Below are 20,655 nucleotides of genomic sequence, written 5' to 3'. Positions count from 1 at the left end.
CATAAGGACAGAGAAATGCAAAAAGTTGCTCTCGTAACAGGCTCAGGCCAGGGGATTGGTAAAGCGATTGCGCTTCGCCTGGTGAAGGATGGCTTTGCCGTCGCCATCGCCGACTATAACGTTGAGACGGCAAGAGCCGTCGCCGATGAAATCATCCGTAACGGCGGTAACGCCGTCGCCGTGAAGGTCGATGTCTCTGACCGCGAACAGGTATTTGCGGCGGTGGAGAAAGCGCGCACCGCGCTGGGCGGCTTTAACGTGATCGTGAATAACGCCGGGATTGCGCCGTCTACCCCCATCGAATCCATCACGCCGGAGATTGTCGACAAGGTTTACAACATCAACGTGAAAGGGGTGATCTGGGGGATCCAGGCCGCGATTGACGCCTTCCGCAAAGAGGGGCACGGCGGCAAGATCATTAACGCCTGCTCCCAGGCGGGCCACACCGGTAACCCGGAGCTGGCCGTCTACAGTTCCAGTAAATTCGCGGTGCGTGGCCTAACCCAGACCGCCGCGCGGGATCTTGCTCCGCTGGGGATCACCGTTAACGCCTACTGCCCGGGCATCGTGAAAACGCCGATGTGGGCGGAGATCGACCGTCAGGTCTCCGAGGCGGCGGGTAAACCGCTCGGCTACGGAACCGAGACTTTTGCCAAACGCATTACGCTTGGCCGCCTGTCCGAACCGGAAGATGTCGCCGCCTGCGTCTCATACCTGGCAGGACCGGACTCTGACTACATGACAGGCCAGTCTCTGCTCATCGATGGTGGGATGGTGTTCAACTAAATTCTAATAAGCTCTGACATGAGTTTTCCCCTGCCCCCGTGCAGGGGCTTTTTTTTGTCTCCTCCCTCATTGTGCATTACACTGCGCGCTGCAAAACTTTAGTCATTACGATCTGACAGGCGGTAACAGCGATGAACGGTACAATCACAACGTGGTTTAAAGATAAAGGCTTTGGATTTATCAAAGATGAAAACGGCGACAACCGCTATTTTCATGTGATTAAGGTCGCGAACCCCGATCTGATTAAGAAAGATGCCGCGGTGACCTTCGAGCCAACCACCAACAATAAAGGCCTCTCCGCATATGCGGTGAAGGTGATCCCTGAAAGTAAGCACCTCTATATTGCGGGCGAGCGCGTAAAGCTCACCTCGATCAAATCCTTCGTGGTGTTCAGCGAAGAAGAGCCGGTTGATGCCAAAATCGACAAAGAGAACGCGGTGCTGTCGGTGGGGCTGCTGATGAACAGCATCAAGCCGAAATCCGAGAAAAAGCCGGGCGAAATGCGCACGGTGAAGAAGCTGGCGATCACCACCTTCCAGAACACGACGCTGATCTTCACCGAAGATGAGATCGACATTGATGCCACGGTGAAGCTGCTGAAGTGATTTTTTTTGCCGGGTGGCGGCGACGCCTTACCCGGCCTACGAAAAACCATCAACGCGGCACGAAACGTAGGCCCGGTAAGCGCAGCGCCACCGGGCACCGCCGCGCGCACTTACCCCATCCTGTGCTCACCCCGTAACATCGCCTCGCGGTCAAACACCCTCTGGATCTCCCCGTGCGCCATAAACGCCGCCCGGTCGGACATATGCGCAATCACGTCCGCATCGTGGCTCACCAGCAGGTAGGTCATGCCGTGCTCGGCCTTCAGGCGGTTGAGCAGGTTCAAAATTTCCGCCTGCACGGACATATCCAGCGCCGAAGTCGGCTCGTCCAGCAGCAGAAGCTGCGGGCGCAGCAGCAGCGCGCGGGCAATCGCCACGCGCTGGCGCTGGCCGCCGGAAAGCTGGTGGGGGTAACGTTTACCCGCGTCGGCGGAAAGCCCGACCTGCTGCAGCGCATCCGCCACCTTTTCGGCAATCTGCGTTTCGCCGTGGATGTTTAACGGCTCCGACAGGGTGCGCGCAACGGTGTGGTTTGGGTGTAGCGACGCCCACGGATCCTGAAATACCATCTGCACGTTGCGGCGAAGCTCGCCTTCAAAACGCCGTCCTGGCCGTAGCGCCTCTCCCTGGATCGAAATGCGGCCGTTCCACTCGCGCTGCAATCCCGCCAGCACGCGCAGAATAGTCGATTTCCCGCAGCCGGATTCGCCGATCAGGCTGAAGGTTTCACCTTTCTCGATGCCAAAGCTGACGGCGGACACCGCCGTTTTCTCCCCGAATCTCACCTGGAGATCGTTAACCTCAACGAGCGCCATTATCGGCCTCCTTCCACGGCTGCGAGCGGTCCAGCGTCGGCAGCATCTGGCCGAAGGTGCTGGCGTTCGGACGGCAGGTCCACAGGGTGCGCGTATACGGGTGCGTCGCCTGCGGAAGCCGGTTCGCCGCCATCTCATCGACCTTTTCGCCCTGATACATTACCAGCACGCGGTCGCAGTGCTCCGCCACCAGCGGCAGATCGTGGCTGATGAGCAGCATCGCCATCTGGCGTTCTTCGCTCTGCTGCACCAGCAGCTCGAGGATCTGATTGCGCAGGCGGGCGTCCAGCGCGGAGGTGGGTTCGTCGGCAATCAGCACCTGCGGGTTGTTGATCAGCGCAATCGCGATCATCACCCGCTGGCCCATGCCCCCGGAGAGTTCGCCGGGGTAGCGCGTGAGGACATGTTCGTTGAGCCCAACGGCGCGGATGACGTCGTGAATGCGCGCCCTGCGCTCGGCGCGGGGCAGGCGCTGGTGTAGGGTCAGCGCTTCATCGAGCTGAGCGGCGACGTTTTGCGCCGGATTCAGCGCGTAGCGCGGGTCCTGCAGGACCATCGCAATCCCGTTGCCGCGCAGCGCCTGCCAGCGGCGGGTGCTCAGGGTCAGCAGGTCGTTGCCGAGCACGTTAAGCCGGTTCGCGATCACGATGCCGGGCTTACGCACCAGACCCATCAGCGCGCGGGCGGACATGGACTTGCCGGAGCCGGATTCCCCCACCAGCGCCAGCCGCTCGTTGCCAAGCGTAAAGCTCAGGTTGTTGACCACGCGCGCGGCGGGGTAGTCGATATTCAGCGCATCGACGATGACGCGTTGTTCAGTCATGCTGCGGCTCCAGTACGTCGCGCAGGCCGTCGCCCAGCAGGTTAAAGGCCAGGCTGGCAAACAGAATCGCCCCGCCCGGAATGGCGGCTATCCACCACTGGTCGAAAATGACCTGCATGCCGTCGGCAATCATCGCGCCCCATTCAGCCATCGGCGGACGCGCGCCAAGACCGAGGAAGCCCAGCCCGGCGGCCGCCAGAATAATCCCCGCAAGATCCAGCGCCAGCCGCACAATCGCGGACGGCAGGCACAGGGGCAGAATATGGCCGACCAGCAGGCGCGGGCCGCGAATGCCCATCATCTCGGCGGCGGCGAGGTAGTCGCTGTGGCGCAGACGCTGGATCTCGCTCCGCGCCTGCCGCGCGTAGGCGGGCCAGGTGGTTAAGGCCAGCGCCAGCGCGCCGTTGACCAGCCCCGGGCCAAGCATCGCCACAAACGCGAAGGCGAGGATCAGACGCGGCATCGACATTACCACGTCGGTAAAACGCATCAGGATGCGCTCCAGCCAGCCGCCGTAGTAGCCGGACAAAATCCCCACCAGCAGCCCGGCGGGCAGGGTGATTAGGGTAACTAACGCCACCAGCCCGAGCGCCGGGCGGGTACCGTAAATCAGGCGCGAAAGCAGGTCGCGCCCGTAGCTGTCGGTGCCCAGCCAGTGCTGGCCGTTCGGTGCCTGCAGGCGCGCGGCGGCGTCCTGCCAGTTCGGGTCAAGCGGTGCCAGCCACGGCGCGAACAGGGCGATAACCACCAGCAGCGTGATGGTAGCCAGCCCGCAAAACGCAGCAGGGGAGCGGCGCAGGCGGCGTAAGAAAAGATAAAACGGCATCAGCGCACCCTGGGATCTGTCGCCCGCACGAGCAGGTCGGTAAGGTTATTAATGAGTACAAAGCAGACGCCAATCAGCAGCGTGCCGCCCATGACGGCGGTGGTGTCTCCGGCGAACAGGGCGGTGGTGAGGTAGCGCCCGATCCCCGGCCAGGAGAAGACGGTTTCGGTTAATACCGCGCCTTCCAGCATGCTGGTGTAGGCGAGGGCGATTACCGTCAGCAGGGTACCGCGAATGTTCGGCAGCACGTGGCGCAGCAGAATGGTCATCTCCCCGGCGCCCTTGGCGCGGGCAAGCAGGATGTACTCTTTGTTCATTTCGCTCAGGCAGGCGGATCGCGTCAGGCGCGTGATGCTCGCCAGCGAGTAATAGGCCAGCAGCAGCACCGGCAGCACCAGGTGGCTGAGGGCGTTGCGGAACGCCTCGCGATCGCCGGAAAGCCAGGTATCCACCAGCGCAAAGCCGGTGCGCGGCTCGACGGTGAACTGCCAGATATCGTCCAGCCTGCCGGGACCCGCGCTCCACTGCAGCTTCGCGTAGAACAGGGCCAGCATCAGCAGGCCGAGCCAGAAAATCGGTACCGAGTTGCCGAGCAGGGTTAGCGTTCTGATGGCGAGATCGAGCGGCGAACCGGCGTAGCGGGCGCACAGCACTCCGGCAATCACGCCGAGCACGGCGCCGATGATTAACGCCAGCGTCGCCAGCTCCAGCGTGGCGGGGAAGGCGTGCAGCAGGTCCTGCAGCACCGGCTGCCCGGTGGCGCTGGCGGTGCCTAAATCACCGTGGGCAAGGTTTTGCAGGTAGTGCCAGAACTGCACGGGCAGGGGACGATCCAGCCCAAGCTGGTGGCGAACCTGATCGTAGGTTGACTGGCTGGCGTGATCGCCGACGATCTGCAGCACGCGATCGACAGGCGAAAATGCCGAGAGCGCAAACGTGACGAGCAGTAGCCCGAAGAGCGTGAGCAGCAGGGTCAGCAGACCCTGAAGCACGCGGGTGGAAAGATGTGGCATGGGAAATCTCTTCATGCCGGGTGGCGGCTTCGCCTTACCCGGCCTACAAAAACTGAAAATAAGCACGGACGGCCCCCTCTCCCTTGGGAGAGGGCGGGGTGAGGGGAAACAGGCGGCTCTGTTGCGCGATGTTGCCCTCACCCCAACCCTATCCCACGGGAGAAGGAGAAGGGCTACTTCGTGACGCGGTCGTACCAGACCATATCCGCGTTCAGCCCCTGCTGATACCCCTTCACGTTATCGCGCACCACGATCTGGGTTTTACCCTGATCGACGAACACGTACGGCGAATTCTGCTGCAGCTGCTCCTGCATCTTCTTGTACAGATCCAGACGCTTCGCCGGATCCGGCTCGGCTACCGCCGCCAGCGTGGCTTTGTTCAGCTCCGGGATTTTCCAGCCGTTCAGCCCGGCCACGGTGCTGGATTTACCGTCGTTCCACGCGAAGGCGCTGGCGTTAGAGTGCGCGTCGAAGTAGTCCGGGATCCACAGACGAATCGCCGCCTGATGCTGCTTTGCGCGCACGCGGGCATAGACCTGGCTCCCGGCGGCAGGCAGCAGATCGACCTTCACGCCACCCTGAGCAAAGCTCGCCTGCATCGACTGGGCGATGGTGATAAACGGCGGCTTGTTCTCCACGTCCAGCGTGAAGTGCGCGTCTTTAATACCCGCTTTGGCGAGAATGGCTTTCGCTTTTGCCGGGTCAAACTTAAACGGGTTGTCTTCCAGCGCGCCCGGCAGGCCGACCGGCAGGAAGCTCTGATGAACAAAGTACTGGCCTTTCAGCAGATTTTTGGTGATGCCTTCATAATCGACCAGCCAGCGCGAGGCTTCCCAGAACGCCGGGTTGTTCAGCAGCGGGTTGGCGCTGTTGCCGGTGTTAAACACCAGGTAATTTTGCTCGGCGGACGGAATGCTCAGCACCTTAACGCCCGGCTTGCCGTCCAGGGCGCTTATCTGATCTGCTCCGAGATCGCGCGCCACGTCCGCATCACCCTGCTGGATCAGCAGGCGGCGTGAGGCCGGATCGGGGACGTTTTTAATGATGATGCTTTTGAGCTTCGGCGCGCCGCCGGGTGCCGATTCGTTAGCTTCCAGCACGATGGCCTGATGCGGCTGATAGACGCGCATTTTGAACGCGCCGCTGCCCGCGGAGTGCATTTTCAGCCAGGCGTTGCCGAAGTCGTTATCCTTCACGTTTGCCGCAACCTGCTTTTCATCGACGATGGAGGCAATCGGCGTGGAGAGAATATTCAGCGCCACCGACGGGCTAACGTCCGCCGTCCAGTGAAGCTGGAGGGTATGGTCGTCCACCTTTTTCAGCTGGCTGGCGATGTTGCTCGCGTCCCAGCCCAGCACGTTCAGAATAAAGGCCGGGGATTTGTTCAGCGTCACGGCGCGGGTGTAAGAGAAAATCACGTCTTCCGGGCGCAGCGGGTTGCCGGAGGCGAATCTGGCATCGGGCTTAAGTTTGATCGTCAGCGTTTTTGCTGCCGCGTCCGCTTCCCAGCTTTCTGCCAGAATCGGGGTGATTTTTTCCGGGTTATCGCGGTCCGGCTGTACCAGACGCTGATACAGACTCGGCACGGTCTGGATGCTGGAAAGCTCGTTGGCTTCGGCCGGGTCGAGGCTCACGATGTCATCCAGCCCCTGGGCAACAACCAGCGTGTTGGGCGGAGTAGCGGCGTGGACAACGCCTGAGAGCGCAGCCAGCACCAGTAACGGCAACAGTTTTTTCGTCATAGCGATCCCTGAGAAGAATATATTGTGATTGTTTTATGCTCCGCTACGTTAGGTCGACTCTGACATTCCGCAAAGTCGAAATTCAGCTTTGCTTATATCTTGCGGGAATATCGCATGCGCTCGGGCTATTAAAATACGCTGCTTTTCGCCCGCTTTTTAACCTGCTATAACAAACTCCTTACCTTTCAGGGAGTCACCGCCGTGCCCGAAATCAATCAACATGGTCAAACCGTTAACGATATCGTTCCGGACTGGAGAGGCGCGCGCGTATTAACCCGCACGCCGCTGTTCGGCCAGTATTGCCGCCTGGAGCCGCTGGATGCCGATCGCCACGCGGCCGATCTCTATGAGGCCTACGCGCTGGGTGACGACAGCGACTGGACGTGGCTTGCCAGCACGCAGCCAGCGAGCGTGGAAGCCACCGCCCACTGGATCGTGGGAAAGGTTATGGACGATGAGCTGGTGCCGTTTGCCGTTATTGATTTACGCACCGAACGCGCGGTGGGGCTGGTGAGCTATATGGCTAACGAGCGGCTGCTGGGGTCGGTGGAAATTGGTCACGTGACCTGGTCGCGCAGGATGAAAGGAACCCGGATGGGCACCGAAACGGTGTGGCTGCTGCTGAAAAATGCGTTTGAGCACGGCTACCGGCGCGTCGAGTGGAAGTGCGATTCCATGAACATTGCGTCACGCAATGCGGCGGAGCGGCTGGGGTTTGTCTGGGAAGGACGCCTGCGCCAGAAGCTGGTGCGCAAAGGGCGCAACCGCGACAGCGATATGCTTTCTATTATTGACGGCGAGTGGCCGCAAAGAGACGCCGAGCTGCGCGCCTGGCTGGCGGCGGAGAATTTTGACGGGGAAGGGCGGCAGATTAAGCGGCTTGAGGCGTTTCGGTTATAAGTGTTTAATGTAGGGTACATCTGAAACGGTCGATCAATCTGCGGAAATGGCAATTTCGATCAAATTGGTTTTTCCGGACTGTAGCCCCTGCGTCACCGCCGTGGCGATATCCGCGGCCTGGGTCACCCGGCAGCAGCGGATACCCATCGCGGCGCCCAGCGACTGGAAATCAATTCGCGGGTTAATCAGATCCATCCCGATAAAGCGACCCAGCTTTGTCGAACTGTAGCCCGTCTGTCCTTTCATGAAGTTTTTCAGGATGTTGTACTCCAGGTTATTCATCACGATAAAGGTGACGGGCAGATTTTCGTGCGCCGCCGTCCAGAGCGCCTGCGGCGAGTACAGGGAGGCGCCGTCGCCAACCAGACACACTACCGGCTCGCGTCCCAGCCCCAGCGAGTGCCCTACTGCTGCAGGCATTCCCCAGCCCAGACCGCCGCCGCGCATAAAGTAGTAGCGCGGGTGCTGCTGGTCGGAGATAAACCGGCGAACGTGTCTGGCCGTTGCTATCGCCTCGTCGACAATCGTGGTGCCCGGCGGAACGGACTTTATCACCTCGTAGGCCGCGACCATCGGCGAAATCGCCGGGCGCAGCCGCTCGGCTGCCAGACGCTCTTCCTGCAGTTGCCACTCTTTTTCACGTTCAGCGCGTGCCGCTTTGAGCAGCCGCTGATGCGTCAATTTGCTTGCCACCCGGCGCTGCTCAAGCTTCGGCAGCAGTTCCTTCAGGGAGAGTTTTATATCCCCCATCACCGAGAGGCGGGTGGCGTAGGTGCGGCCAAGTTCGTTCATATCCGCCGAGAGCTGATACACCGCGCAGGTTTCCGGAATGGCCTCGCCCTCGCTATACAAAATGGTAATCAGGCTTCTGCCGCCGATGATAAACACCGCATCGTAGGCATTAACGACGCTGGCGATTTCATTTGCGGTGGTGGGCATATTGCCTCGCCAGAGCGCGTGCTGCGTGGGGAAGGGCAAATTCAACGGCCAGGAGGAGCCGGAGACGTGGGCGCCTAGCGCTTCAGCAAGCTGGACAATCTCCTGCGTCGAGCCGCTGGAGTGAACTTCATCCCCCGCCACAATCATGATCCTGCCGGGGGTAACTTCGCTGAGCGCCTGCGCCAGTTCGTCCAGCGAGCCCGCCACGGTGTGGTAGTTCACTTTAGAGGCCGTTTGTATCCCGGCGTCGCTGAGCTCTTCCATCACGTTCATTGGCAGGGATAGCAGCACCGGACCCGCGGGGGGGTAGCTGGCGGCATGAAAGGCCCGGCGCACAAGAACCGGGAGCTGATCGGCGCTGGTGACCTCCTGCGCCCATTTCACCACCGGCGAGCCAATGGAGACAATGTCATCGTACAGGAGCGGGTCGCGCACGTAGTGCCGGGTATCCTGCTGCCCGACGGTGACAACCAGCGGCGTTTTCATGATCCGCGAATTAATGAGATTCCCCATGCCGTGCCCAAGACCGCTGGCGGTATGCAAATTGATAAAACCGGTCTTGCCGGAGGCTTTCGCGTAGCCGTCGGCAATGGCGACCACGCTGCTCTCCTGGAGTGCCAGAATATAGTGAATATTTTCATGGCGAAGAAGGGCATCAATGAGCGGGAGTTCGGTGGTGCCGGGGTTGCCAAAAATATATTCCACACCTTCACTCTCCAGCACTTCAAGGAGAATGTCGGCACCCGATCGCATATTTAAATCTGATATGGACGTTAATGATTTAATCATAATGACACCTCATTCAGCGTTATTTAACTCATGCTAAAAGTCTTCCTGCGTAGGACGGACAATTATTTCATTTACATCAACGTCGCCAGGCTGTTCGATAGCAAATAATACGGCTCTGGCAATCGACTCTGCCGGAATAGCCTGCTTATAAAATTCATGCAGGAACTGTTTGCTCGGGGCATCAGAGCTGCCAAACTGCAGCTCGCTTTCAACGGCGCCGGGGGAAATAAGGGTCGTCCGAACGGTTTTCCCCGCTTCCTGACGTAAGCCTTCACTCAGGGCGCGGACGGCGAATTTCGTGGCGCTGTACACCACGCCGCCGGGGGCAAGGACCTTGATACCCGCCACGGAGGCCACGTTAATAAAGTGTCCGCTCCCCTGGCGCTGGAATACCGGGAATGCCGCTGCGATACCGTACAGCACGCCTTTGACATTGGTATCGATCATCCGGTCCCACTCGTCGGTTTTCAGCTCGCTGAGGGGGGCAATCGCCATAAAGCCCGCGTTGTTGATCAGTACGTCGACGCGCTGGTATGCGGCAACGGCAGCGTCAATCGCGCGCTGAACCTCCTCCTGTCGGGTCACGTCTGCCTTCACGGCAATCGCCTGGCCGCCCTGCTGAATAATGCGATCCACCAGGGCGTTAATTCTCTCCATACGACGGGCAACCAGCACCAGAGAAAAAGGTTTATTTGCCAGATGAAGGGCAATGGCCTCACCAATACCGCTGCTGGCACCGGTGATAACAACAACTTTGTTTGCACTATTATTCATGATCTTATCTCACTGTTGTGTGATGCAAAAATAAAGGCAGGGACAAATTAAAGAATAATAAGAATATCTTTAATTTCAGGTTTGAATATATTGTATATTTCAGGTGGAGCGACATTCGATTAAACATAGTTGAGTTGCGGGAACAGTGTCAATCGACTTTTAAATAAACAAAATAATTGCAGGCTAATATTTATTTCTTATAGCTGGCGAAAAAATATTATCGTAATGAAGGGAAGTATTGAAAACCCTCTCCTTTTAAGGAGAGGGCAGGATTTTAGACTTTCTGTCGTGCCTGACGAACCGGCGCCCCGTTCGCCACATAATACGCCGCCGTGCTCTTCGCCAGCGGCTCGCGCCCGCGGATCGCGTCGGCAATTTTCTCGCCAATCATAATAGTGGTGGCGTTCAGGTTGCCGGTGATGATCTGCGGCATGATCGACGCATCCACCACGCGCAGCCCTTCCAGCCCGTGAACGCGGCCTTCGCCGTCGACCACCGCCATCTCGTCGTAACCCATCTTGCAGGTGCCGCACGGGTGGAAGGCGGTTTCGGCGTGGTTGCGCACGAACTCGTCCAGCTGTTCGTCGGTCTGGCATTCGATACCCGGGCTGATTTCGCGACCGCGATATTTGTCCAGCGCGGGCTGGTGCATGATCTCGCGGGTGATGCGGATAGCGTCACGGAACTCCTGCCAGTCCTGCTCGTGTGACATATAGTTGAACAGGATCGCCGGATGCTGGTGCGGATCGCGGGACTTGATGCGCACGTGGCCGCGGCTCGGGGAGCGCATGGAGCCAACGTGGCACTGGAAGCCGTGCTCTTTAACCGCGTTCGAGCCGTTGTAGTTAATCGCTACCGGCAGGAAGTGGTACTGAATGTTCGGCCATTCGAACTCTTCGCGGCTGCGGATAAAACCGCCCGCTTCGAAGTGGTTGCTCGCGCCCACGCCCGTGCCGCTAAACAGCCACTCGGCGCCAATCTTCGGCTGGTTCCACCACTGCAGGGCAGGGTAGAGGGAGACCGGCTCTTTGCATTCGTACTGGAGGTACATCTCCAGGTGATCCTGCAGGTTTTCGCCCACGCCGGGCAGGTCGTGCACCAGCGGAATATCGAACTGCTTCAGCAGCTCCGCGCTGCCCACGCCGGAGCGCTGCAGGATCTGCGGGGAGGCAATCGCGCCTGCACACAGCAGCACCTCTTTATTCGCCGTCGCTCTGGACGGGATAGTGCTTTCGCCCTCCAGCCACTCGACGCCCACCGCGCGCTTGCCGTCAAAAATAATATGATCGGTCATGGCGTGGGTGCGGATGGTCAGGTTCGGGCGCTTTTTAGCCTGGTCCAGATAGCCGCGCGCGGTGCTGGCGCGTCGGCCCTGCGGCGTGACCGTGCGGTCCATCGGGCCGAAGCCTTCCTGCTGGTAGCCGTTGAGATCGTCGGTGCGCGGATAGCCCGCCTGCACGCCCGCCTCCACCATCGCCTCAAACAGCGGGTTCACGCCCGGTTTCGAGGTAGTAACGCTCACCGGACCGTCGCCGCCGTGATAGTCGTTCGGCCCCACGTCGCGCGTCTCTGCCTTGCGGTAGTAGGGCAGGCAGTTGAGGTAGCTCCAGTGCTCAAGGCCAGATTCTTTGGCCCAGTTGTCGAGATCCATCGCGTTACCGCGGATGTAGCACATGCCGTTGATCAGCGACGAGCCGCCCAGCCCTTTGCCGCGTCCGCACTCCATGCGGCGGTTGTTCATGTAAGGCTCTGGCTCGGTTTCATACGCCCAGTTGTAGCGCTTGCCCTGCAGCGGAAACGCCAGCGCGGCGGGCATTTGGGTGCGGAAGTCAAAGCGGTAGTCCGGCCCGCCCGCCTCAAGCAGCAGGACGGTGGTGTTCGGATCTTCAGTCAGTCGCGTTGCCAGCACGTTGCCGGCAGAGCCGGCCCCGATAATGATGTAGTCAAATTGCAAATAAACCTCCCGGTTAAAATATGGACTGGAATTTACCCATCTCAACCTGGATGGACTTCACCTGGGTGTAGCTCTGCAGCGTCATCACGCCGTTCTCGCGGCCAATGCCGGAATGTTTGTAGCCGCCGACCGGCATTTCTGCGGCGGATTCACCCCAGGTGTTGATCCAGCAGATGCCCGCTTCGAGCTGATGAATGGCGCCGTGCGCGCGGTTCAGGTCGGCAGTGACGATGCCCGCCGCCAGACCGTAGTCGGTGTCGTTGGCGCGGCGGAGCGCTTCTTCTTCACTTTCATAGGTGAGGATGGACATCACCGGGCCGAATATCTCTTCGCGCACGATGGTCATCTCGTCGGTGCAGTCGGTGAACACGGTCGGGGCAACCCACGCGCCGTTGTCGAAGCCTTCGCCCTTCAGCACGTCGCCGCCGCACAGCACGCGCGCGCCTTCCTCTTTGCCTTTGGCGATGTAGCGCAGCACGCTGTCGCGGTGCGGGAAGCTGACCATCGGGCCGAAGTTGGTGCGTTCGTCGAACAGATCGCCCGCGCGGATGCGGCCCACGCGCTCGACGATTTTCTGCTCAAACGCGGCCTTGAATTTCGCGGGCACGAACACGCGGGTGCCGTTGGTGCACACCTGGCCGGAGCTGAAGAAGTTCGCCATCATGGCGATGTCTGCCGCGAGATCCAGATCGGCGTCGTCGAAAATAATCAGCGGGGATTTACCGCCCAGCTCCATCGTCACCTCTTTCAGGGACGAGGCCGCCGAGTTGGCCATCACCTTTTTGCCGCTGGCGACGCCGCCGGTGAAGGAGACTTTCGCGATGTCCGGATGCTCGGTCAGGTACTGGCCGGTCTCCGCGCCCACGCCCGGCAGGACGTTAAACACGCCGTCCGGCAGGCCCGCTTCGGTGTAGATTTCTGCGAGCTTCAGGGCGGTGAGCGGCGTCACTTCGCTCGGCTTGAAGATCATTGCGTTGCCCGCCGCCAGCGCCGGGGCGGATTTCCACAGGGCGATCTGGATCGGGTAGTTCCACGCGCCGATACCCGCCACCACGCCCAGCGGCTCGCGGCGGGTGTAGACGAACGAGGTCTCACGCAGCGGGATCTGGCTGCCTTCCAGCGCCGGGATCAGCCCCGCGTAGTACTCCAGCACGTCCGCGCCGGTGACGATATCGACGGTTGAGGTTTCAGAAAACGCTTTACCGGTATCGAGGGTTTCCAGCTTCGCCAGCTCATCGTTGCGCTCGCGCAGGATATCGACGGCGCGACGCAGAACGCGCGAGCGCTCCATGGCGGTCATCGCCGCCCAGATTTTTTGCCCGCGTTTTGCGCTTTCCACGGCGCGAGCGACGTCTTCTCTCCCGGCGGCCTGTATGCTCGCCAGAACTTCACCGTTGGCCGGGTTGATGGTCTCGAAGGTGCGACCGCTGGTGGCGGAGGTATAACCACCATTGATATAAAGCTGCTGTTCTGCCATTCGGGACATAAATTCTCCTCGGTTATTCGGTCGGTAAATGCTGGCTGATGAAGTGGCTGGTGAGCGACTGCGCCAGGGTCTTATCCAGCGGCTTGCCGCTCAGCGCGGCGCGTAGCCACAGCCCGTCGATCAGCGCCGCCAGGCCGTAGCCCGCCTCTTCGGCCTGCTCGCGCGGCAGCTCACGGCGGAACTCGTACACCAGGTTTGACAACAAACGACGGCTGCTCACCTGCTGCAGGCGGTAGAGCATCGGCTGGTGCATGCTGCTCGCCCAGAAGGCCAGCCAGGCCTTCATTGCCGCGCCGCTGGTCTGGGTTTCATCAAAATTGCCGCCGACAATTGCCTGCAGGCGCTGCTCCGCGCTGCCGTCCGGCAGGGCGCGTAAGCGGCTCAAAACCGCGTCGCGCAGCTGGCCGGTGATGTCGCGCATGGTCGCTTCCAGCAGACCGTTTTTGTCTTTGAAGTAGTGACTGATGATCCCCGTGGAAACGCCCGCCCGACGGGCGATCAGCGCGATCGTCGCGTCATGCATTCCCACTTCATTTATTGCTTCCAGCGTGGCGTCGATCAGCTGCCTGCGCCGGATCGGCTGCATCCCCACTTTGGGCATTGTTGCCACTCCATTCATCAGCGTTGGTTATACATTAAAGCGGTTTTTGATTGGACGTTCAATATAAAATGTGTCTTAATTGTTGCGGATTTGGTTTTTAATAGTTACAAAAACAGTGGGGATACTGGATGACAGACCTTTCACAGGACAGAGAAAAAGACAAAATCAACCCGGTCGTTTTTTATACTTCCGCCGGGCTGATTTTGTTGTTTTCCCTGACGACGATCTTCTTTCGTGATTTTTCGGCCGAGTGGATTGGGCGCACCCTGAACTGGGTGTCGAAGACCTTCGGCTGGTACTATCTGCTGGCCGCGACGCTCTATATCGTCTTCGTGGTCTGCATTGCCTGCTCGCGCTTCGGCTCGGTGAAGCTCGGGCCTGAGCAGTCCAAGCCCGAGTTCAGCCTGCTGAGCTGGGCCGCGATGCTGTTTGCCGCGGGCATCGGCATCGACCTGATGTTCTTCTCCGTGGCGGAACCGGTTACGCAGTATATGCAGCCGCCGGAAGGGGCAGGGCAGACGATGGAGGCCGCGCGCCAGGCGATGGTCTGGACGCTGTTCCACTACGGCCTGACGGGCTGGTCGATGTACGCCCTGATGGGCATGGCGCTCGGATACTTTAGCTATCGTTATAATTTACCTCTCACCATCCGCTCCGCGCTGTACCCGATCTTCGGTAAAAAGATTAACGGCCCGATTGGCCACAGCGTCGATATTGCGGCGGTGATCGGCACCATCTTTGGTATCGCGACGACCCTCGGGATTGGCGTGGTGCAGCTCAACTACGGGCTGAGCGTGCTGTTTGATATCCCGGATTCGATGGCGGCCAAAGCGGCGCTGATTGCGCTCTCCGTCATTATCGCCACCATCTCGGTGACGTCGGGCGTCGATAAAGGCATCCGCGTGCTCTCCGAGCTGAACGTGGCGCTGGCGCTGGGCCTGATCCTGTTCGTGCTGTTTATGGGCGATACCTCGTTCCTGCTCAATGCCTTAGTGCTCAACGTGGGCGACTACGTAAACCGCTTTATGGGCATGACGCTGAACAGCTTCGCCTTCGACCGCCCGGTAGAGTGGATGAACAACTGGACGCTGTTCTTCTGGGCGTGGTGGGTGGCGTGGTCGCCGTTTGTCGGCCTGTTTCTGGCGCGTATTTCGCGTGGCCGCACCATCCGCCAGTTCGTGATGGGCACGCTGATTATCCCGTTCACCTTTACCCTGCTGTGGCTGTCGATTTTCGGCAACAGCGCGCTGCATGAGATCATCCACGGCAATGCAACCTTCGCGCAGGAAGCGATGGCGCACCCGGAGCGCGGCTTCTACAGCCTGCTGGCGCAGTACCCGGCGTTTACCTTTAGCGCCTCCGTGGCGACCATCACCGGCCTGCTGTTCTACGTCACCTCGGCAGATTCCGGCGCGCTGGTGCTGGGCAACTTCACCTCGAAGCTGAAGGACATCAACAGCGACGCGCCGAACTGGCTGCGCATCTTCTGGTCCGTCGCCATCGGCCTGCTGACGCTCGGCATGCTGATGACCAACGGCATTTCGGCGTTGCAGAACACCACGGTGATCATGGGCCTGCCGTTCAGCTTCGTCATCTTCTTCGTGATGGCCGGGCTGTATAAATCGCTCAAGGTGGAAGACTACCGCCGCGTCAGCGCGAGTCGCGACACCGCGCCGCGTCCGATGGGCGCGCAGGACAGGCTGAGCTGGAAGAAACGCCTCTCGCGCCTGATGAACTATCCGGGCACGCGCTACACCAAACAGATGATGGAGACGGTCTGCTTCCCGGCAATGGAAGAGGTTGCGCAGGAGCTGAAGCTGCGTGGCGCCTACGTGGAGCTGAAAAACCTGCCGCCGGAGGAGGGAGAGACCCTGGGGCACCTGGATCTGCTGGTGCACATGGGCGACGAGCAGAACTTTGTTTATCAGATCTGGCCGCAGCAGTATTCAGTACCCGGGTTTACCTACCGGGCGCGCAGCGGGAAATCGACCTACTACCGGCTTGAGACCTTCCTGCTGGAAGGGAGCCAGGGGAATGATTTGATGGACTACAGCAAGGAGCAGGTGATTACGGACATTCTGGACCAGTATGAACGGCACCTGAACTTTATCCATCTGCACAGGGAAGCGCCGGGGAATAGCGTGATGTTCCCGGATGTTTGAGATTTGAGCTGAATAACCTATAAACGCATCGCCGTCGCCCTCAAGCCGGGTGGCGGCGATGCCTTACCCGGCCTACAAAATCGGTTTACCGTAGGCCTGATAAGCGCAGCGCCATCAGACTTTTAGCAGCGTCCACACGTTCCCATCATTATGCTGCCAGACGAGGTTGAAGCGTTTACCTTCAGGATAGTCTCCAGCAGGGTGCGAATGCGCCAGCGTGATTGTTTTTTCCGATAACTCAGTGACTCTCGCCCACTCAAACCCCATGTAAGTATTTACCTTCGGGAAGAGGGCTTTAAACAAACTCTCTTTGGCGCTAAAAGCGAGCGTCAGCGCCAGCGCAAAGGGGTAGCACGAGTGCGTCAGGCATATCGCCTCCTGCGCATCAATGATGCCGTCCTGGATTTCGCGGGCTTCGTGGTCTGGAAGAATGGCTTCGCAATCAATACCTACGAGCGCATCTGGATGAGGGACGACAACCGCCATCGCCTGCGTGCCGCTGTGGGTAATGCTCCCCGAAACCCCTTTCGGCCAGAGCGGTTCGCCGCTGGGGCCGATGCCGGGGATCGCGCGTTCATGTATCGCACCGAGCGCATGCGCGGCGGCGATGCGGCCTGCCAGATGCTCGGCTTTGCGTTTGCTTCCGGCGTTTGAAAGCTCTGCGTGGTGGGGGAGCCAGAGGAGATCGGCATCGGTGAAGGTGGTGGGGGCGAAGGTGACGTGGTGGACGGTGTGGCCGGCAAGAATGAACGTGGTGTGGGTTGTGTGCATGTTTTTCCCTTCAGAATTGTGCGGCCTGATGCCCTCACCCCGGCCCTCTCCCATGGGGAGAGGGGGGAGTTACTGCCTGAATCAGAATCGCGTATTCACGCTCATGTACCAGGTACGGCCTGGCTCATTATACGTATACGCTCCCGCACCGTACATATACGCACCGGTGGTGGCATTACCGGTGGTCTGGGCATTACCTGCGCGCCACTGGCGCTTGTCAAAGACGTTATCCACGCCGCCGGTCAGGCTGACGTTTTTGGTCATGTCCCAGGTCGCGCTCAGGCCAACGATGCTGTACGGGCTGACTTCGTCTTTCTCAGACCCGGTCACCGGCTGACCTTTGTAGTTGTACTTCTTCGGCTGCTGCTTGCCGTACCAGGTAAAGGTCGACTGGAGCGACACGTCCTGATGAACCTGCCAGCTCAGGGTCGAGTTCAGCGTGTACTCCGGAATAATCGACAGACGATCGCCGGTCTCCTTGTTCTTGCTCTGCAGCATGTATGTAATATTGTTGGTCCAGTTAATGGTGTCGCTGACCGGTACGTTCAGGGAGCCTTCCAGCCCCTCGACCACCGCCTTCGGTACGTTTTCCCACTGGTAGATATCCGTCTTCACTTTACCGGACGAGGTGTGACCGATCGGCGCGTAGCCCGCTTCAATCTTGTCGCGATAGTCGTTGCGGAACCAGGTCACGCCCGCCAGCCAGCCGTCGCGCTTCCACTCCAGACCAATCTCTTTGTTGATGCTGGTTTCGGCTTTCAGGTCATCGTTGCCCATCATGTAGCAGCCCACGCCGTCGGAGCTGGCGTAGCAGCCCTGGCCTTTGCTGTAGAGCAGGTAGTTCGGGTTGGTCTGGTACAGGCTCGGCGCCTTATAGGCGCGGGCGATCCCCATCTTCAGCGTGAAGTCATCCCCCAGACCCTGCGACAGGTTCAGGGACGGGCTCCAGTTGTTGCCGACGATAGTGTGGTGGTCGAAGCGCAGGGCAGGGGTCAGCATGGTGCTGTCGGTCAGCTCCATGTTGTTTTCGGCGAACAGGGAGAAAATCTCCGCCGAGGTGTACGGGCTGCGGTCGTTGCTCATGCCAGGAATGGTGCCGCCCTGCTGGGTTTGTGTAAAGGAGGTGGAGTCCTTCATGCGCTGCTGGTTCCACTCGGTGCCCAGCGTCAGGTTCTGGTTGACGAGGAAATCAATCGGCAGGTTGATCTCGCTGTGCAGCATCACGTCGGCCAGGTCGGTGTCGGTGAATTTATTGCTGTTGAACAAGCCTTCCGTACCGCCCGCCAGACCTTCGCCCAGGCGGGAGTTGCGGGTGTGTTCGTACTGCGCCCAGCTGCTGGTGGTGATGCCGTTATCCCAGCCGCCGTTCCAGGTCACCGCGAAGTTCTGGCGGTAGATACGGTTAGTCTCTTTACCGTAATTCTTCTTCACCAGCGCGCTGTCGTTGTTGGTGTTCTGCGTGTCGCCCGCGTAGAGGTTGTTCTGGCGGCTGTAGCCCGCTTCGAACTCCAGGGACTGCATAGGCGCGAAGTCCCAGCGCACCACGCCGTTGATGTCTTTGTTTTCCACGCCCTCGCGGCCAGCCGGCAGGGTGTTGGCGTAGGCACCGGTACGATCGGACTGATGACCCTGGTTGATATCCCACGCGTCGGCCTGGGTTTTGTCCAGGTTACCGAACATGCGGAAGCTGAAATCGCCGCCCAGCGGGCCGCTCAGGCTGAAGTTGGTGCGTTTGGTGGAACCTTCGTCCTTGTGCTCTGGCGCGTTCAGGTAGGTGTTCCAGGAGCCGTGCCACTGGTCGTCGAATTTTTTGGTGATGATGTTCACCACGCCGCCTGCCGCGCCGTTGCCGTAGCGCGCGGCGGCCGGACCGCGGATCACTTCGATGCGCTCGATCATCTCCGGCGGCACCCAGCCGGTATCGCCGCGGGTGTCACGCTCGCCGCGCCAGCCCAGACGAATAGAGTTGCGGCTGGTGACCGGCTTGCCGTCGATCAGGATCAGGGTGTTTTCCGGCCCCATGCCGCGAATGTCAATCTGACGGTTGTTTCCACGCTGGCCGCTGGTGGAGTTCCCGGTGAGGTTAACGCCCGGCATGGTGCGGATGATTTCCGCCACGTCGCGCGCGGGCGGGTTTTTGCGGATCTCGTCGGCGGTGATGGTCGACACGCCCGGCGCCTGTAAATTCTGCTCGGCGGCGGTGATCACCATAGTGTCTTCGTGCTGCGCAGAGGCGGTGTTGTCGTCTGCCACGGCGGGCAGCGCGACACCATAAATCCCTAAATTGACCAGCAAGGCCAGAGAGTGAATCTTCTTATTCATTGTACGTCCCGCTTTTATGGTTATTTAATGAGCGCGCTTCCCACAGCGCGGGCATTACGCTATTGCAAATGCAAATAGTTATCAATAATATTATCAATAAAATTTGCTCTAAAACAAAAAAGTCTGTTAAACATGGGGTTATAAGGGTGACGACGTTAACAACCGGAAGTGAAGCGTGGTGGCAGTCGAAAAACGGACCTGAATGGGAACGTCTGAAGAAGAACTGTCGCGTCACCTTCTGGTGGCGGGATCCGGCAGGCACGCAGAAAACCTCATCGGTCAAACGCGTCTGGCTCTACGTTACCGGCGTGACCGACCATCATCAGAATGCCCGCCCGCAATCTCTTGAACGCATTCCGGATACCGACGTCTGGCAGTGGCAGGGCGAGTTCAGCCCGGAATGGCGCGGCAGCTACTGTTTTATCCCCTCCGTAAATGAAAACGATTTTGCCGATACCGTGTTTGAAGGCCAGCAGCCGAACCGCATGGCGCTGCGAGAAGGCTGGCGCAGGCTGCTGCCGCACGCGGTTTCCGACCCGCTGAATCCGCAGAGCTGGCGCGGCGGGCGCGGTCATGCCGTCTCGGCGCTTGAGATGCCGGACGCGCCCGTTCAGCCCGGCTGGAATCAGCCCAAAACGCCCTTCAAGGCGCCGATCTGCATTGAATGGGAAAGCGCGCGCCTGAAAAACCGCCGTCGCGTCTGGATTTTCACCCCCGGGGATGACGGCCCGGAACGTCCGCTGGCGGTGCTGCTCGACGGGCAGTTCTGGGCCGAAAGTATGCCCGTCTGGCCTGCGCTGGCGTCGCTCACCACCGGGTGCAAACTGCCCTCTGCGGTCTATGTATTGATCGATGCGATCGACATGGAACATCGCAGCCGCGAATTGCCCTGTAATCCCGATTTCTGGCTGGCGGTACAGGAAGAACTTCTCCCTCTTGTAAAACATCTCGCGCCATTTAGCGACCGCGCCGACCGTACCGTGGTGGCGGGTCAAAGTTTTGGAGGACTCTCTTCACTTTATGCTGGCCTCAACTGGCCGCAGCGCTTTGGCTGCATCCTCAGCCAGTCCGGATCCTACTGGTGGCCGCACCGCGGCGGGCAGCAGGACGGGCTGCTCATCGAACAGCTTAAAGCGGGTGAAAAAACCGCACGCGGGCTGCGCATCATCCTTGAGGCCGGGCGTAACGAGCCGCTTATCTTCCGCGCGAACCAGGCGATTTACGCCGAACTCCGCGCGCAGCAGGTTTACTGGCGTCAGGTTGACGGCGGACACGACGCGCTTTGCTGGCGCGGTGGGCTGACGCAGGGGCTAATGACCCTCTGGCAGCCGCTTATTCAATAACGGA

At 59.8% G+C, this 20,655-nt stretch carries 17 protein-coding genes; 5 read left to right on the top strand and 12 right to left on the bottom strand.

Annotated features, from left to right (window positions below; all coding sequences use genetic code 11):
• Positions 1–15: 15 nt before the first annotated feature.
• Complete coding sequence (locus ACOTZC_RS17985) at positions 16–786, top strand: (S)-acetoin forming diacetyl reductase (RefSeq protein ID WP_045402003.1); 771 nt, start codon at positions 16–18, stop codon at positions 784–786.
• Between the two features lie 131 nt (positions 787–917).
• Positions 918–1,391: a cold shock domain-containing protein gene (locus tag ACOTZC_RS17980; RefSeq protein ID WP_348581223.1), complete on the top strand. Its 474-nt coding sequence runs from the start codon at positions 918–920 to the stop codon at positions 1,389–1,391.
• Positions 1,392–1,501: 110 nt separating this feature from the next.
• On the opposite strand, the gene ACOTZC_RS17975 is transcribed toward ACOTZC_RS17980, so the two are convergent.
• From ACOTZC_RS17975 to ACOTZC_RS17955, 5 genes are all read right to left on the bottom strand, one after another.
• The gene (locus ACOTZC_RS17975) at positions 1,502–2,206 is read right to left on the bottom strand and encodes an ABC transporter ATP-binding protein (RefSeq protein ID WP_239632072.1); all 705 of its coding nucleotides are present in this window, start codon (positions 2,204–2,206) and stop codon (positions 1,502–1,504) included.
• Positions 2,193–3,029: an ABC transporter ATP-binding protein gene (locus tag ACOTZC_RS17970; RefSeq protein ID WP_239632073.1), complete on the bottom strand. Its 837-nt coding sequence runs from the start codon at positions 3,027–3,029 to the stop codon at positions 2,193–2,195. The genes ACOTZC_RS17975 and ACOTZC_RS17970 overlap by 14 nt, the downstream gene beginning before the upstream one ends.
• Positions 3,022–3,855, bottom strand: coding sequence for an ABC transporter permease (locus ACOTZC_RS17965; RefSeq protein ID WP_335264344.1), 834 nt, complete (start codon positions 3,853–3,855; stop codon positions 3,022–3,024). The genes ACOTZC_RS17970 and ACOTZC_RS17965 overlap by 8 nt, the downstream gene beginning before the upstream one ends.
• Positions 3,855–4,868 (bottom strand): ABC transporter permease, encoded by a 1,014-nt coding sequence (locus tag ACOTZC_RS17960; RefSeq protein WP_023310687.1) that lies wholly within the window; start codon positions 4,866–4,868, stop codon positions 3,855–3,857. The genes ACOTZC_RS17965 and ACOTZC_RS17960 overlap by 1 nt, the downstream gene beginning before the upstream one ends.
• A gap of 173 nt (positions 4,869–5,041) precedes the next feature.
• A complete protein-coding gene (locus tag ACOTZC_RS17955; protein ID WP_045356507.1) occupies positions 5,042–6,610 on the bottom strand; it encodes an ABC transporter substrate-binding protein in 1,569 nt (522 codons plus the stop codon).
• A 201-nt stretch (positions 6,611–6,811) separates the two neighbouring features.
• Between ACOTZC_RS17955 and ACOTZC_RS17950 the strand changes: the two genes are divergently transcribed.
• Positions 6,812–7,510, top strand: coding sequence for a GNAT family N-acetyltransferase (locus ACOTZC_RS17950; RefSeq protein WP_213750965.1), 699 nt, complete (start codon positions 6,812–6,814; stop codon positions 7,508–7,510).
• 33 nt (positions 7,511–7,543) lie between these two features.
• On the opposite strand, the gene ACOTZC_RS17945 is transcribed toward ACOTZC_RS17950, so the two are convergent.
• From ACOTZC_RS17945 to betI, 5 genes are all read right to left on the bottom strand, one after another.
• The gene (locus tag ACOTZC_RS17945; protein ID WP_421635903.1) at positions 7,544–9,238 is read right to left on the bottom strand and encodes a thiamine pyrophosphate-binding protein; all 1,695 of its coding nucleotides are present in this window, start codon (positions 9,236–9,238) and stop codon (positions 7,544–7,546) included.
• Positions 9,239–9,271: 33 nt separating this feature from the next.
• Positions 9,272–10,012 carry an SDR family oxidoreductase gene (locus ACOTZC_RS17940; protein WP_213750967.1) on the bottom strand — a complete coding sequence of 247 codons (741 nt, stop codon included), beginning with the start codon at positions 10,010–10,012 and terminating at the stop codon, positions 9,272–9,274.
• Positions 10,013–10,286: 274 nt separating this feature from the next.
• Positions 10,287–11,966: a choline dehydrogenase gene (gene betA / locus ACOTZC_RS17935; RefSeq protein ID WP_126302913.1), complete on the bottom strand. Its 1,680-nt coding sequence runs from the start codon at positions 11,964–11,966 to the stop codon at positions 10,287–10,289.
• Between the two features lie 13 nt (positions 11,967–11,979).
• Positions 11,980–13,452, bottom strand: a complete 1,473-nt coding sequence (betB, locus tag ACOTZC_RS17930; protein WP_045402033.1) for a betaine-aldehyde dehydrogenase — start codon at positions 13,450–13,452, stop codon at positions 11,980–11,982.
• Positions 13,453–13,465: 13 nt separating this feature from the next.
• A complete protein-coding gene (gene betI / locus ACOTZC_RS17925; protein ID WP_421635937.1) occupies positions 13,466–14,053 on the bottom strand; it encodes a transcriptional regulator BetI in 588 nt (195 codons plus the stop codon).
• Positions 14,054–14,181: 128 nt separating this feature from the next.
• Here betI and betT point away from each other — a divergent pair, with 128 nt between their 5' ends.
• On the top strand, positions 14,182–16,215 hold the full coding sequence (betT, locus tag ACOTZC_RS17920; protein ID WP_029741651.1) for a choline BCCT transporter BetT: 2,034 nt from the start codon (positions 14,182–14,184) through the stop codon (positions 16,213–16,215).
• Positions 16,216–16,329: 114 nt separating this feature from the next.
• Here the strand turns inward: betT and entD are convergent, their stop codons facing one another.
• Both entD and ACOTZC_RS17910 read right to left on the bottom strand, forming a co-directional pair.
• Positions 16,330–16,986, bottom strand: a complete 657-nt coding sequence (gene entD / locus ACOTZC_RS17915; RefSeq protein ID WP_045402035.1) for an enterobactin synthase subunit EntD — start codon at positions 16,984–16,986, stop codon at positions 16,330–16,332.
• An 81-nt stretch (positions 16,987–17,067) separates the two neighbouring features.
• A complete protein-coding gene (locus tag ACOTZC_RS17910; protein ID WP_325794293.1) occupies positions 17,068–19,308 on the bottom strand; it encodes a TonB-dependent siderophore receptor in 2,241 nt (746 codons plus the stop codon).
• A gap of 146 nt (positions 19,309–19,454) precedes the next feature.
• Here ACOTZC_RS17910 and fes point away from each other — a divergent pair, with 146 nt between their 5' ends.
• Positions 19,455–20,651 (top strand): enterochelin esterase, encoded by a 1,197-nt coding sequence (gene fes / locus ACOTZC_RS17905; protein ID WP_421635902.1) that lies wholly within the window; start codon positions 19,455–19,457, stop codon positions 20,649–20,651.
• Positions 20,652–20,655 lie beyond the last annotated feature (4 nt).

Origin of the sequence: Enterobacter cloacae complex sp. SHL009, assembly GCF_049237205.1 — a bacterium.
GTDB lineage: Bacteria > Pseudomonadota > Gammaproteobacteria > Enterobacterales > Enterobacteriaceae > Enterobacter > Enterobacter cloacae_M.
This window is presented reverse-complemented; position numbering and strand designations above follow the sequence as displayed.

Bases quoted from the DNA above. Each gene is read 5' to 3' on its own strand.
- ACOTZC_RS17985 (WP_045402003.1), top strand. From the start codon at position 16: ATGCAAAAAGTTGCTCTCGTAACAGGCTCAGGCCAGGGGATTGGTAAA.
- ACOTZC_RS17980 (WP_348581223.1), top strand. From the start codon at position 918: ATGAACGGTACAATCACAACGTGGTTTAAAGATAAAGGCTTTGGATTT.
- ACOTZC_RS17975 (WP_239632072.1), bottom strand. From the start codon at position 2,206: ATGGCGCTCGTTGAGGTTAACGATCTCCAGGTGAGATTCGGGGAGAAA.
- ACOTZC_RS17970 (WP_239632073.1), bottom strand. From the start codon at position 3,029: ATGACTGAACAACGCGTCATCGTCGATGCGCTGAATATCGACTACCCC.
- ACOTZC_RS17965 (WP_335264344.1), bottom strand. From the start codon at position 3,855: ATGCCGTTTTATCTTTTCTTACGCCGCCTGCGCCGCTCCCCTGCTGCG.
- ACOTZC_RS17960 (WP_023310687.1), bottom strand. From the start codon at position 4,868: ATGCCACATCTTTCCACCCGCGTGCTTCAGGGTCTGCTGACCCTGCTG.
- ACOTZC_RS17955 (WP_045356507.1), bottom strand. From the start codon at position 6,610: ATGACGAAAAAACTGTTGCCGTTACTGGTGCTGGCTGCGCTCTCAGGC.
- ACOTZC_RS17945 (WP_421635903.1), bottom strand. From the start codon at position 9,238: ATGATTAAATCATTAACGTCCATATCAGATTTAAATATGCGATCGGGT.
- ACOTZC_RS17940 (WP_213750967.1), bottom strand. From the start codon at position 10,012: ATGAATAATAGTGCAAACAAAGTTGTTGTTATCACCGGTGCCAGCAGC.
- betB (WP_045402033.1), bottom strand. From the start codon at position 13,452: ATGTCCCGAATGGCAGAACAGCAGCTTTATATCAATGGTGGTTATACC.
- betI (WP_421635937.1), bottom strand. From the start codon at position 14,053: ATGCCCAAAGTGGGGATGCAGCCGATCCGGCGCAGGCAGCTGATCGAC.
- betT (WP_029741651.1), top strand. From the start codon at position 14,182: ATGACAGACCTTTCACAGGACAGAGAAAAAGACAAAATCAACCCGGTC.
- entD (WP_045402035.1), bottom strand. From the start codon at position 16,986: ATGCACACAACCCACACCACGTTCATTCTTGCCGGCCACACCGTCCAC.
- ACOTZC_RS17910 (WP_325794293.1), bottom strand. From the start codon at position 19,308: ATGAATAAGAAGATTCACTCTCTGGCCTTGCTGGTCAATTTAGGGATT.